The organism is Lelliottia nimipressuralis (genome assembly GCF_041464075.1).
Taxonomy (GTDB): domain Bacteria; phylum Pseudomonadota; class Gammaproteobacteria; order Enterobacterales; family Enterobacteriaceae; genus Enterobacter; species Enterobacter nimipressuralis.
The window spans coordinates 66880-78661 of the sequence record NZ_CP167172.1 but is presented as its reverse complement, the minus strand read 5'-3'; the positions used below and the strand labels follow the sequence as shown (position 1 = coordinate 78661).

Annotated in this window: 13 protein-coding genes and 1 tRNA gene; 9 read left to right on the top strand and 5 right to left on the bottom strand. The window is 53.1% G+C overall.

Annotated elements, in window-relative coordinates:
* Positions 1-83 precede the first annotated feature (83 nt).
* Positions 84-1799 carry an AsmA family protein gene (locus ACB496_RS00380; RefSeq protein WP_371973939.1) on the top strand — a complete coding sequence of 572 codons (1716 nt, stop codon included), beginning with the start codon at positions 84-86 and terminating at the stop codon, positions 1797-1799.
* A 112-nt stretch (positions 1800-1911) separates the two neighbouring features.
* On the opposite strand, the gene yicI is transcribed toward ACB496_RS00380, so the two are convergent.
* On the bottom strand, positions 1912-4233 hold the full coding sequence (gene yicI / locus ACB496_RS00375) for an alpha-xylosidase (RefSeq protein ID WP_371973937.1): 2322 nt from the start codon (positions 4231-4233) through the stop codon (positions 1912-1914).
* Positions 4234-4245: 12 nt separating this feature from the next.
* Complete coding sequence (locus ACB496_RS00370) at positions 4246-5640, bottom strand: glycoside-pentoside-hexuronide family transporter (RefSeq protein WP_164971811.1); 1395 nt, start codon at positions 5638-5640, stop codon at positions 4246-4248.
* Between the two features lie 281 nt (positions 5641-5921).
* Here ACB496_RS00370 and ACB496_RS00365 point away from each other — a divergent pair.
* Positions 5922-6016 (top strand) — tRNA-Sec (locus ACB496_RS00365).
* Positions 6017-6130: 114 nt separating this feature from the next.
* Positions 6131-6781 (top strand): hypothetical protein, encoded by a 651-nt coding sequence (locus ACB496_RS00360; RefSeq protein WP_312069768.1) that lies wholly within the window; start codon positions 6131-6133, stop codon positions 6779-6781.
* Here the strand turns inward: ACB496_RS00360 and ACB496_RS00355 are convergent.
* Positions 6716-7234 carry a biosynthetic peptidoglycan transglycosylase gene (locus tag ACB496_RS00355; RefSeq protein WP_228483410.1) on the bottom strand — a complete coding sequence of 173 codons (519 nt, stop codon included), beginning with the start codon at positions 7232-7234 and terminating at the stop codon, positions 6716-6718. The two genes, ACB496_RS00360 and ACB496_RS00355, sit on opposite strands and share 66 nt — an antisense overlap.
* A gap of 107 nt (positions 7235-7341) precedes the next feature.
* On the bottom strand, positions 7342-7533 hold the full coding sequence (locus ACB496_RS00350; RefSeq protein ID WP_149044998.1) for a toxin-antitoxin system HicB family antitoxin: 192 nt from the start codon (positions 7531-7533) through the stop codon (positions 7342-7344).
* A 123-nt stretch (positions 7534-7656) separates the two neighbouring features.
* On the opposite strand from ACB496_RS00350, the gene ACB496_RS00345 reads away from it, so the two are divergent.
* From ACB496_RS00345 to ACB496_RS00335, 3 genes are all read left to right on the top strand, one after another.
* Entirely contained in the window at positions 7657-7947 is a 291-nt protein-coding gene (locus ACB496_RS00345; protein ID WP_371973935.1) for a SymE family type I addiction module toxin, read from the top strand.
* Positions 7948-8130: 183 nt separating this feature from the next.
* On the top strand, positions 8131-8481 hold the full coding sequence (locus tag ACB496_RS00340; protein WP_371973933.1) for a type II toxin-antitoxin system RelE/ParE family toxin: 351 nt from the start codon (positions 8131-8133) through the stop codon (positions 8479-8481).
* A complete protein-coding gene (locus ACB496_RS00335) occupies positions 8478-8777 on the top strand; it encodes a helix-turn-helix domain-containing protein (protein ID WP_100778220.1) in 300 nt (99 codons plus the stop codon). The genes ACB496_RS00340 and ACB496_RS00335 overlap by 4 nt, the downstream gene beginning before the upstream one ends.
* Before the next feature lie 131 nt (positions 8778-8908).
* Here ACB496_RS00335 and ACB496_RS00330 read toward each other — a convergent pair whose 3' ends face one another.
* Positions 8909-9907: a class I SAM-dependent methyltransferase gene (locus ACB496_RS00330; RefSeq protein ID WP_371973931.1), complete on the bottom strand. Its 999-nt coding sequence runs from the start codon at positions 9905-9907 to the stop codon at positions 8909-8911.
* Between the two features lie 137 nt (positions 9908-10044).
* Here ACB496_RS00330 and ACB496_RS00325 point away from each other — a divergent pair, with 137 nt between their 5' ends.
* From ACB496_RS00325 to uraH, 3 genes are all read left to right on the top strand, one after another.
* Positions 10045-10482 carry a hypothetical protein gene (locus ACB496_RS00325; protein ID WP_371973929.1) on the top strand — a complete coding sequence of 146 codons (438 nt, stop codon included), beginning with the start codon at positions 10045-10047 and terminating at the stop codon, positions 10480-10482.
* A gap of 52 nt (positions 10483-10534) precedes the next feature.
* On the top strand, positions 10535-11263 hold the full coding sequence (locus tag ACB496_RS00320; RefSeq protein WP_100778223.1) for a MerR family transcriptional regulator: 729 nt from the start codon (positions 10535-10537) through the stop codon (positions 11261-11263).
* Between the two features lie 98 nt (positions 11264-11361).
* On the top strand, positions 11362-11772 hold the full coding sequence (gene uraH, locus ACB496_RS00315) for a hydroxyisourate hydrolase (protein ID WP_194513116.1): 411 nt from the start codon (positions 11362-11364) through the stop codon (positions 11770-11772).
* Positions 11773-11782: the final 10 nt, after the last annotated feature.

Sequence of the window (11782 nt, the reverse complement as noted above, 5' to 3'; positions counted from 1 at the left end):
ACCGAATTACACCATTCCTGCCTTGAGGATTGCGCATAAATCGTGCATAACTCCCTTATGTGCGTTTGATGGGATGGAAGACCATGAAATTTATTGGAAAGCTGCTGATCTGGATTTTGATTGCGGTGCTGCTCGCAATCCTGGCACTTTATATCCTCGTGCAGACCCGCTGGGGCGCGGCTCAGGTGAGCAGTTGGATTACGGTTAACACCGACTACGAACTCAATTTCGACCTGATGGATCACCGTTTTTCTTCCCCGTCGCACATCATTCTGGAAAACGTTACCTTTGGCCGCGATGGCAAACCCGCCACCCTGGTCGCGAAAAAAGTGGATATTGGTCTGAGCAGCCGACAGCTCACCGATCCGCTGCACATGGATACCATCACCCTTCACGACGGGACACTTAACCTCTCCCCCCAAACCGCGCCGCTTCCATTCCAGGCCGACCGCCTGCAGCTGAACAACATGGCGTTCAACAGCCCGAATATGGAATGGGATCTGAGCGCGCAAAAAGTGACAGGCGGCGTCAGCCCCTGGCAGCCGGAAGCGGGCAGCGTGCTGGGCAAAAAAGCGCAAATTCAGATGAGCGCCGGATCGCTGACGCTCAACGGCGTGCCCACCAGCAATGTGCTAATTCAGGGTGAGCTGAACGGTAAAGAAGTGGTGCTGAGCACCATCGGCGCAGATATGGCGCGCGGCTCGCTGACGGGTACCGCGCGGCGTAACGCCGACGGCGGCTGGGTGATCGACAATCTGCGCCTGAACGACATTCGCCTGCAAAGCGACAAATCATTGATGGATTTCTTTGCGCCGATCACCACCCTGCCGTCGCTGCAGATTGGCCGCCTGGAGGTCACCGATGCCCGCCTGCAAGGGCCGGACTGGGCCGTAACCGATCTCGATTTAAGCCTGCGCAATCTGACCCTCAGCCAGGGCGACTGGCAAAGCCAGGACGGACGTTTATCGATGAATGCCAGCGAGTTTATCTACGGCTCGCTGCATCTTTTTGATCCGATTCTGAATGCAGAGTTTGCACCGCAGGGCGTGGCGCTGCGCCAGTTCACCTCCCGCTGGGAAGGCGGTATGGTGCGCACCTCCGGCAACTGGCTACGCAACGGTAAAGCGCTGGTACTGGACGATGTCGCGGTGGCCGGGCTGGAATACACCCTGCCACCGAACTGGAAAACCCTGTGGATGGAGCAGCTCCCCGAATGGCTCCACGACGTGACCCTGAAAAAATTCGGCCTGAGTCGCAACCTGGTGATCGATATCGATCCCGCCTTCCCGTGGCAGATCACCTCTCTCGACGGATATGGTGCCAACCTCCAGCTGGCGAAAGATCGTCAGTGGGGCGTGTGGGGCGGCAATGCGACTCTGAACGGTGCCGCCGCCACCTTTAATCGTGTAGACGTGCGCCGTCCGTCACTGGCGCTGGCGGCCAACGCGTCGACGGTGAATATCACGGAACTGAGCGCCTTCACCGAGAAGGGCATTCTTGAAGCCACGGCGACCGTATCACAGTTACCGCCGCGCCAGACCACGGTTAGCCTGAAGGGGCGCGGCGTGCCGGTGAATGTGTTGCAACAGTGGGGCTGGCCTGCACTGCCAATTAACGGCGACGGCAATATCCAGCTGACCGCCAGCGGCAGCGTGCAGGACAAAGCGCCGCTGAAACCGTCGGTAAATGGGAAGTTGAACGCGGTGAATATGGATAAACAACAAGTACAGCAGACGATGGCGGGTGGCCAGGTATCGACAAGCCCTGCGGTCGCGCCATCTGTAACACCCCAGCCCTGAAATGTTAATGGCATAAAAAAGCCGGGCGGCGGCTACGCTTAACCCGGCCTGCAAACCAAAGCTGACACCGTAGGCCCGGTAAGCGTAGCGCCGCCGGGCCATTTCAGGCACATCACTTCAGGTGAATCACCACTTCACTCCCCTGCGCTTTCACCACAACACCCCATTCGCTACCGGCATGTGAACCGCCTTTGACACCCGCGATCTGCTGCACATTGCGCAAACAGACTGACCAGTCCTGGGCGTTTCCTTCACCTTTTAACGTCACCGTATCGCCCTGGCGAGAAGCCGTCAGCGTAAACACGACCGATCCGTCCGCCGCCGGGACTTCGCTCACCGCCGAGCAACCGTCTGCCAGGCTAAACAGCTGAAATGCCGTGCCCGCGTTCCACGCATAATCCGGTTTCTGGCTATTGTTGCCAAGCGCCAGCAGGGTGTTCTCGCGTACATACACCGGCAGACTCTGGAAGTCGTGCTGCTGTTTATGCCAGCGACTGCCCTGCACTTCGTCGTTATGCCACAGGTGTGTCCAGCGACCTTCCGGCAGATAGAATTGCACGTCACCCGCTTCACTAAACACCGGTGCCACCATCATCGCGTCGCCGAGCATGTACTGACGGTCCAGATAATCACACGCCGGATCATCCGGGAATTCGAGCATCATCGCGCGCAACATCGGTGTGCCGACCTCGCGGGCCAGCGCCGCCTGGCGATACAGATACGGCATCATCCGGCATTTCAGCTGGGTGAAGTGGCGCACCACATCGCAGGACTCATCATCGTACGCCCACGGCACACGGTAGGATTTGCTGCCGTGCAGGCGGCTATGGCTGGAGAACAGCCCGAACGCGCACCAGCGTTTGTACACATGGGCAGGCGCGGTATTCTCGAACCCGCCGATATCGTGGCTCCAGAATCCAAAGCCCGACAGACCAATCGACAGCCCACCGCGCAGGCTTTCCGCCATGGATTCGTAATTGGCGTAACAGTCGCCGCCCCAGTGAACCGGGAACTTCTGCGCACCGACGGACGCGGAGCGCGCAAACAGCACCGCCTCCTCTTCACCAACGGTCTCTTTCAGCACGTCCCACACCAGCTCGTTATAGATATAGGCGTAGTGGTTGTGCATCTTCTGCGGATCGGACCCGTCATGCCACACCACGTCGGTCGGGATACGCTCGCCGAAGTCGGTCTTGAAGCAGTCCACGCCGATATCAACCAGCCCTTTCAGCTTATCGGCGTACCACTGGCAGGCTTCCGGATTGGTAAAGTCATAAATTGCCAGCCCCGGCTGCCACTTATCCCACTGCCATACGGAGCCATCCGCGCGCTTGAGCAGATAGCCTTTCTCTTTCAGCTCCTTGAACACCGGCGATTTCTGGCCGATATACGGGTTGATCCACACGCAGACTTTCAGCCCTTTGTCCTTGAGGCGACGGATCATCCCTTCCGGGTCCGGGAAAGTCACCGGGTCCCATTCAAAATCACACCACTGGAAGGCTTTCATCCAGAAGCAGTCGAAGTGGAAGACGTGCAGCGGCAGATCGCGCTCGGCCATACCGTCGATAAAGCTGTTCACCGTCGCTTCGTCGTAGTTAGTGGTGAATGAGGTGGTGAGCCATAGGCCGAACGACCATGCAGGCGGCAGCGCCGGGCGACCGGTGAACTGGGTATAGCGGTTGAGCACCTCTTTCGGCGTCGGGCCGTCGATTACGAAATATTCCAGATACTCGCCCGCCACGCTGAACTGCACTTTGGAGACTTTCTCCGAGCCAACTTCAAACGACACATTTTCCGGATGATTCACCAGCACGCCGTAACCACGGTTTGTCAGGTAGAACGGAATATTTTTGTAAGACTGCTCGGTGCTGGTGCCACCGTCACGGTTCCAGGTTTCGACCGTCTGGCCGTTACGCACCAGCGCGGTAAAGCGCTCGCCGAGGCCATACACCGCTTCGCCGACGCCTAAATCCAGGCGCTCGAACATGTAGTTGCTGTCGGTATTGCCATCCTGCACGTAGCCGTTATTTTTCAGCTGACTGCCGGTGATACGCTGGCCGTCACGCAGGAAATCCAGCGCCCAGAACTCCCCTTTGGTAACGCGCACGCTCAGATTGCCGCTTTTCAGCTCGGCAAATTCCGCCGTGTTTTCAATCTGTACTTTCACGTCTTTCAGAACGTTCAGCGGATAGTGCGGGCCGTTGTCCAGCGCGCCCTGGAAATGCTCGATGCGTACACCGACAATGCCTTCCTGCGGCGAGAACAGGCGAACCGTAAACATCAATGTGTCGAGCTGCCAGGTGCGTTCACGCACGTCGCGCGGCGCAACGTACACCACTAGGTCGTTGCCCTGCTGCTCCACGTCGAACACCTGCACCGGGTACGTCACGTTCAGGCCCGGTTGAATTAGCCAGTTTCCGTCACTGATTTTCATACTTTTATCCTCTTAGTTCTGCATTTCTTTGCTGACCGGCAGGGTTTCAAACTCCTGCTGGTTGCGGCGCGCGCCTTGCGCCAGCTCGCCCATAATTTTGGTCAGGAACGGGGTTTTCAGCGTGTAATAGCGTTTGGCGACGATGGCACTCAGCACATAGCACGCCGCCGGGGCCAGCGTGAACAGGCCAATAATGATGTTGATGGTGGTGCCGTTCTGAGTTTTGGCTGCGGCATCGTAGCCACCGCCGGCCAGCATCCAGCCGATCAGCGCGCCACCCAGCGCCAGGCCCAGCTTCAGCACAAACAGCGTGCCCGCAAAGCTGATCCCCGTCAGGCGTTTGCCGTTGGTCCATTCGCCGTAATCGACGGTATCGGACATCATCACCCACTGGATTGGCGTCACCAGCTGGTGCAGCACGCCAATCACGAAGATAAAGCTGAACATCATTAGCGTGGCATGCATCGGCACGAAGAACATCGCTACGCTCGCCACAGCCAGCAGGGCGTTGGTCCACCAGAAGATACTGACTTTGCATTTCCAGTCGGTGAGGGGTTTGGCGAGCGCGGAGCCAATCAGGTTACCGACGCAGTAGGTGGTGAGGAACGCGACGAACACTTCCGGCGTGCCCATGATCCAGGTGCAGTAGTACATCATCGCGCCGCCGCGCACGCAGACGGCGAGGATGTTGAGAATGGTGAGTACGCCGACGATGCGCCACTGGTCGTTTTGCCAGATATCGCGCAGATCTTCACGCATGGAGGTGGTGCTTGGCGGCACCTGGATGCGCTCTTTGGTGGTGAAGAAGCAGAACGCCAGCATCAGGAACGCGACCACCGACAGCACGGCGATCCCGCCCTGGAAGCCAAAGGCTTTGTCTTCGCCGCCAATCAGATTCACCAACGGCATCATCAGCACCGTGGAGAGCATGCCGCCCGCCGTCGCCAGCACAAAGCGCCAGGACTGCAGGGAGATGCGCTGCGTCGGGTCATTAGTAATGACGCCGCCGAGGGCGCAGTAAGGGATATTCACCACGGTATAGAGCAGGGTCAGCAGCGTGTACGTGATGGCGGCATAAACCATTTTACCGTTCAGGCTAAGATCCGGCGTGGTGTACGCCAGCACGCAGACGATGCCAAACGGGATTGCACCGAACAAAATCCACGGACGGAATTTCCCCCAGCGGCTGCGGGTGCGGTCGGCGAGCAGCCCCATGCACGGGTCGGAAATCGCATCCAGCGCACGCGCCAACAAGAACATGGTGCCGACAAATCCGGCGGGGATACCGAAAATATCGGTATAGAAAAACATCATATACAACATGACGTTATCAAAAATGATGTGGCTGGCGGCATCTCCCATGCCATAGCCAATCTTTTCCTTCACAGACAATATTTCGCTCATTATCTTTATCCTTGACGCTGTAGGGGCGCTGAGACCGGTTTCAGATGTTGTAAACCATCGCCGGGAGAGCGGATATTCTGTTTTCTGGTTAGCTGGTTACGATTCTTCTCTTTTGTGATCGCCGTAGAAGTTGGAGAAAAAACCTAACCTCAGGATTTTCTTAAGATTTAAGTAAGAGGGGTTAATGCAGGTCAAAGCAGGGGTGAAAAAACTCTGCGAAATGATGTGGTAAATGCCTGAAAGTAGCTATAATGCGCACCGCCTCCATGTAGCAATCGAGGCGCGGAAGATCGTCATCTCCGGTGAGGTGGCTGGATTTCAAATCCAGTTGGGGACGCCAGCGTTCCCGGGCAGGTTCGACTCCTGTGATCTTCCGCCAAAATTTCATTTCTGTTTTTTTTAATCTCAAGCATTATTTTAATAAATACGATCGATAGTGTAATATTCTCTCATCATTTAGACTGTACTCTAAGTTTTCTAGAGGTGATAATTTATGTTTGATATTTTTAAAATATTTATAACATTTATATTAACAGGTGTAATTGGAGCACTTTTATCTCAGAAAATACAGAAGAAGAGTTTTTTACATCAAATTAAAATAACTCAAATACAAAAAGAAATAGAACGAATTAAAGAAATCGCTAATAATATCGAAAAAGATGCTGGGATGCGTATATTTTATGGAAGAAATTTAATGGAGAATTATATAAGCAATAATATAGAAGAAATTGAGAAATCACGGTCAGATTATAGAAAAGCAGTTATAAAATGGAACGAAAATTTGTCATCATATTTTTTAGAATTACGAACTCTTGGTTTAACCCCCTTAGCTTATGAGTTTGAAAGAGACGTGCACAACAATTTATTCAAAGCCCATAAAATAATTGATAATTGTGTTAGGAAAAATAAAAAAGCAGATCTTGATGATTTGAAAATATGTTATTCTCTTGCATTTGACGGTCTAAGAAAAATATCAAGAAAGTTAATGGACATTAGTGATGAAAAATGGTCCAGTATTAAACATGGAAACTCAGAGCAACTAAATCAATACAACTTAGACAAAGCAAGCTTTGTTACGCTAATTTTTGCTTTGTTTCACAAAAGCCCTCATTCTTTGCGCGTACATCGCCCGAGAAATGACTGACTGCCTCCATCTCTCATTACATCTCAATGGCTTAGGCCTTAAGAGCATTGCAGCCAAGAATGCTTTTTCATAATAATCAAGGCATTCAAAATTTTTATTGAATGTTTCACTTGCGGCGACTTCGTAACCATATAATCTGGTACCAAAAAAAGCATTTTTCAAATAACATCTTATTATTTGTTTTTTTGAAAACTTGTAATTAACTAACACAGAAAGAATAATTTCGTATAATTTTCTATAAAGCGTTAAATCCCTAAAATCAGTAATTGTTCTTACCATCTGCATATCAATAGTACTTGCTCCACCATGTTTTCTCATAGATATCATTTTGAAAACCTCTCTTAAGCAGGCTTTGAAATCATACCCACAATGTTTCAAATAACGTCGATCTTCTAATGACATTACTAAAAATTCAAAATCGTTGAACTCAGAGAAATTATCGATGTTATTCATCTTCTTTGATATCTCAAATAGATCATAATTTAGACAAATAAAAAAATTCTTTAAGTTCCTAATTAACTGACCATTCTTTGGCTGATCCATATTTTCACCTATTGACTTTATCCTTTAGGGCTGATGCCTTTATTTTTTAGGGCCTCTCTCGCCAGTTCCTTCAACCAGCTGGCGAGACTCACCCCTTCCTCAGCTGCGACAGCATCTAACTGCTCCTTCAATGCCGGATCAATACGCATTTTAAACTGCGGAGATTGTCCGCCGCCTTTTGGTTTTTTTTCGCGCGCTATGATTGACATGGGGCCACCTATCCATTTAATCTGAATCATATTAGGAGGCCACCTAACCTCCTTTAAGCAACGCCCCGCTGTGCAGGAACACAATAGGAGCGTCTAACCTCACCAACTATCAAGGAGTTGATTATGGCTGATTCGCATTCTACCCCAGACACTACCGCCACCGGAACTGAGCGCTCGATAATTGTGGGATATCGCCCGAACGTTCACGATAAAACCACGCCGAACATCATTCTTTCGGGCAAGTGGCTTCGCGCCGCCGGGTTTGATACCGGGCATCAGGTGACGGTTAAAGTCATGGACGGGTGCATTGTTCTGATGGCGTACACCGAGCAGGAACAGCGGTTGCTGGACGAATTAAAACAGGCGCAGGCGAAGCTGAAAGGGATTGAAGGGGCGTTATTACAAAAACATTAATCTCACCCGTGAAATATCCCTGAAGACGGCTCGCAATATCACCCTTGCCTTCTCAGGTGGGTTGCCCTTCTCTGTCATAATCATTCATCGGAGATGCAATGGCCGTTACAGGCAGCCATTGCAAATATAAATTACAGCTTATATCCTTCTGGGTATAAGCTACAGCTTATCATGGACGATTGCATGTGGACGGTACTTTTAGGGAAGGTATTTGAACAATGGCTGCATGAGCAAGAAGAAGGGCTACAGGAAAGGGTATTAGCAGAATTATTAACTCTGCAAAACTACGGACCGCATCTTACAAGACCCTGGGCCGATACCGTAAAAGGATCGCGGTATAACAATATGAAAGAGCTAAGAATTCACTATGCTGGCCGTCCTATTCGTGCGTTCTTTGCTTTCGATCCCGTCCGCCAGGCGATCGTGCCTTGTGCGGGTGACAAGAGTAACGACAAAATGTTTTATAAGCGGTTAATCCGTATTGCAGATAAAGAATTTTCGTTTCATCTGACAGCCCTGGAGACAGCAAATTGAAAACCTTAAATGACGTGATTGCTTCCCGTTCGCCTGAAAGCCAGCAGCGTATCAAAGAGATGGCTGACGAGATGATTCTCGAAACCGGGCTACAGATGATGCGCGAAGAACTGAAACTGTCTCAACAGGCGGTGGCGACAATAATGGGAATCAGCCAACCCGCAGTTACCCAGCTTGAACAGCGCGGTAATGAACTGAAAATTGCCACGCTAAAACGCTACATCGAAGCGATGGGTGGAAAACTGAGCCTGGATGTTGAACTGCCGAATGGGAAACGCGTGGCATTTCATATTTAGATTTTCTCGGCATCTGTGTCTCAAGCCCTCTCCCCTCAGGTTGAGGGGCGGATCGAGCAAATTCAACGCGGTATCATCGCCGGGTTTGTCGGCCGGGTAAGCGAAGCGCCACCCGGCATTGCAGAAACCCCTCAAACCCTAACCTCCATCACCGCATAAACCCCATCTTTCGGCACAATCACCGTCACGTTCTCCGCAGGTATCCCCGCCGCAAGATGGATATCCTGCAACTGCTGCAAGGTGCGCGGGTAGATGTGCGCCCAGCCGATGCAGCGCAAAATAAAGTCGATTTGCGGGCTGGTGGTGAGCATATTCGACACAATCACTGCCCCGCCGGGCTTCACCAGTCGCACGGCGCGTTGCAGGAAAATCACCGCATCGGTGTCGTTGAAATATTCGAAAATCCCCAGCGCGTCGACCAGTTCGGCCTGATGTTCACCCAGCTCGAGCAGTAAATCGTCACTGCGGATGAAATGATGAATCAGATGGCGCTTGAGCAACGTCAATTGTTCCCCCACCACCAGCCCCTCCTGCGCCGCCATGGTTTCTGCCCAGCGCAGGGCGACGGGGTCATCGTCCACCAGCGAGAGATGCACCTTTTGCCCGTCCAGTTTTGCCGTGCGAAGCGCCTCCAGCACCGGGATCGCCGCGCCACTCGCCAGGCTTATCCAGTCGCATTCCAGCTCATTGTGAATGTATTTCTCCACCAGCGCGCCCAGCACCTGCGCGCGGGAGCGCACACCGATGGCGTCGTTGGCGTGGATAAACCACTGGCGGCTTTCGCTGTCCATCCGCGTGCCTTCAGGCAGGCGTTCCTCCAGCGGGTTTTGCACCACAAACAGCGCCAGCGCAGAGGGCACCAGCCGCGCGCGCCAGGCCGCCATCGCCGGGCGTGTACGGAACGCTCGCTCAGAATGAACATGCTGCGGGATTAGCCTCGGCAGGCCGTTTTCACCCTCTTCCAGTAGCGGGGGCAGCAGCTCAGGGTCGGCTTTCATGGCCAGATTGAGCGCGTTAATCTCCCGCGTGACATCGTCTTTCATCGGCCATTGATCGCTGATATCAGGAAACGATGCGCTGTAAATTGTCATATTTGCCGGTGCATCACCGCGAAAAGAGTGCCAGTTCATCTCGTAACCCCCCGTTCGACCCTAAACGGAAGTCTATGCAAACGGTACGGCATTGCCCTACGAAAAATGCACGATATGCCTTAATTTTCAGCTCACCTGTGCCGCTTTGAATCGCTATACATGAAGGAGCGATCGGGATGAGAAAACAGGTTTGGCGGCTGCTGCTGCCGTTGATGCTAACGGGCTGCGCCAGCATTGTCGGCAGCAACGAAGAGACGCTGTATATCGACAGCACCCCGACGGAGGCATATTACGCGGTCATCGATCGCAACGGCGAACTGATCGCCACCGGTAAAACGCCGCAGTCCGTGGTGCTGAAAAAATCCGACGGCAGTTATTTCGGCAAACGGGAATACACCCTGACGCTGAAACAGGAGGGCTATTACTCGACGATGATGCCGCTCGAGTACCGCTTCAGCCACTGGTACACCTTCGGGAATATCCTCTTCTTCGGCGTGCCGGGCTGGCTTGTTGTAGACCCGTTCTCGGGCGGCATGTACACGCTCAAAGAGGACCACGTAAACGCCATATTGCGCCCCTGCCCGCCGGGGCCGTTCAATCACATGTGCTCGTAACGAGCGGAATTCGTAGTATATTGAGAGTTAACTTGGTCATCAGGCGCACTCCATGTCTTACTCCATCGGCGAATTCGCCCGACTTTGCGGCATCACCGCGACCACGCTGCGCGCGTGGCAGCGTCGCTATGGTTTGCTGAAACCGCTTCGCACCGATGGCGGACACCGTCTTTACAGCGATGACGACGTACAACAGGCACTGAAAATTCTCGACTGGGTGAAAAAAGGCGTACCGGTTAGCCAGGTGAAACCGCTGCTGGCGCGGCCTGGCGCACGGCGCACCAATAACTGGCTCACCCTGCAGGAGAGCATGCTGCAGCGCCTGAAAGAGGGGAAAATCGAATCCCTGCGCCAGCTGATTTACGACTCAGGCCGCGAATCGCCACGGCCAGAACTGGTGACCGAAGTGCTGCGCCCGCTGCGCAGCCAGGTCTCCGCGAATATCCCGGCGATCATGACCCTGCGGGAAATCCTCGACGGCATCATCATTGCCTACACGTCGTTTTGCCTCGAAGGGGATAAACGCGCGCCGGGCGATAACTGTCTGATCACCGGCTGGCATCTTAACGACCCGTGTGAAATCTGGCTCGAAGCGCTCAAACGCACGGGGCAAGGCCACCGCATCGACGTTCTCCCGATACCGCCCGCAACCCTGGCACCGGAAATTTTCCCGGACCGCAAATGGCTGCTGGTGACCACCGGCAAATTAACCGTCGCGCGTAAAAAACAGATTGCGCAGTGGCAGGAACAGGGTATTTCTCTGGAAATTATCACCCTGTAAAGGCTATTTCCCGCGCCAGTTATCACAAAAGATTGAATATTTTCCTGCCGCCATAATGCTAACGTTTTCCTGTATTCATCACTCAACAGGAAAACAACATGAATAAAGTCTCCGGCCTGCTGCTTTTATCCTCCCTCGCCTTTGCCCCAGTCGCTTTTAGCGCCCCGATGGGTACGTTGAGCGTCCATATTCTTAACCAGCAAACGGGCACACCGCCGCCGGATGTCACGGTCACGCTGGAAAAACAGCAGCAGGGAAAATGGACCACGCTGGCGAGCGGCAAAACCGATCACGACGGGCGTATTAAATCCCTGTATCCGCAGGATCAGGATATGCAGCCCGGCGTGTATAAAGTGACCTTTAAAACCGGTGAATACTTCCAGAGCCAGAAATTATCCTCGTTTTTCCCTGAGATCCCGGTGCTCTTTACTGTCACCACCACCAACGAAAAACTGCATATTCCACTGCTGCTGAGCCAGTACGGCTACTCCACCTACAAGGGCAGCTGATTCGTCCTGC

Coding starts and splice junctions, on each gene's coding strand:
- ACB496_RS00360 (WP_312069768.1), top strand. CDS start 6,131: ATGTTTGATATTTTTAAAATATTTATAACATTTATATTAACAGGTGTA.
- uraH (WP_194513116.1), top strand. CDS start 11,362: ATGAATAAAGTCTCCGGCCTGCTGCTTTTATCCTCCCTCGCCTTTGCC.
- ACB496_RS00325 (WP_371973929.1), top strand. CDS start 10,045: ATGAGAAAACAGGTTTGGCGGCTGCTGCTGCCGTTGATGCTAACGGGC.
- ACB496_RS00320 (WP_100778223.1), top strand. CDS start 10,535: ATGTCTTACTCCATCGGCGAATTCGCCCGACTTTGCGGCATCACCGCG.
- ACB496_RS00355 (WP_228483410.1), bottom strand. CDS start 7,234: ATGAATAACATCGATAATTTCTCTGAGTTCAACGATTTTGAATTTTTA.
- ACB496_RS00350 (WP_149044998.1), bottom strand. CDS start 7,533: ATGTCAATCATAGCGCGCGAAAAAAAACCAAAAGGCGGCGGACAATCT.
- yicI (WP_371973937.1), bottom strand. CDS start 4,233: ATGAAAATCAGTGACGGAAACTGGCTAATTCAACCGGGCCTGAACGTG.
- ACB496_RS00345 (WP_371973935.1), top strand. CDS start 7,657: ATGGCTGATTCGCATTCTACCCCAGACACTACCGCCACCGGAACTGAG.
- ACB496_RS00330 (WP_371973931.1), bottom strand. CDS start 9,907: ATGAACTGGCACTCTTTTCGCGGTGATGCACCGGCAAATATGACAATT.
- ACB496_RS00380 (WP_371973939.1), top strand. CDS start 84: ATGAAATTTATTGGAAAGCTGCTGATCTGGATTTTGATTGCGGTGCTG.
- ACB496_RS00340 (WP_371973933.1), top strand. CDS start 8,131: ATGTGGACGGTACTTTTAGGGAAGGTATTTGAACAATGGCTGCATGAG.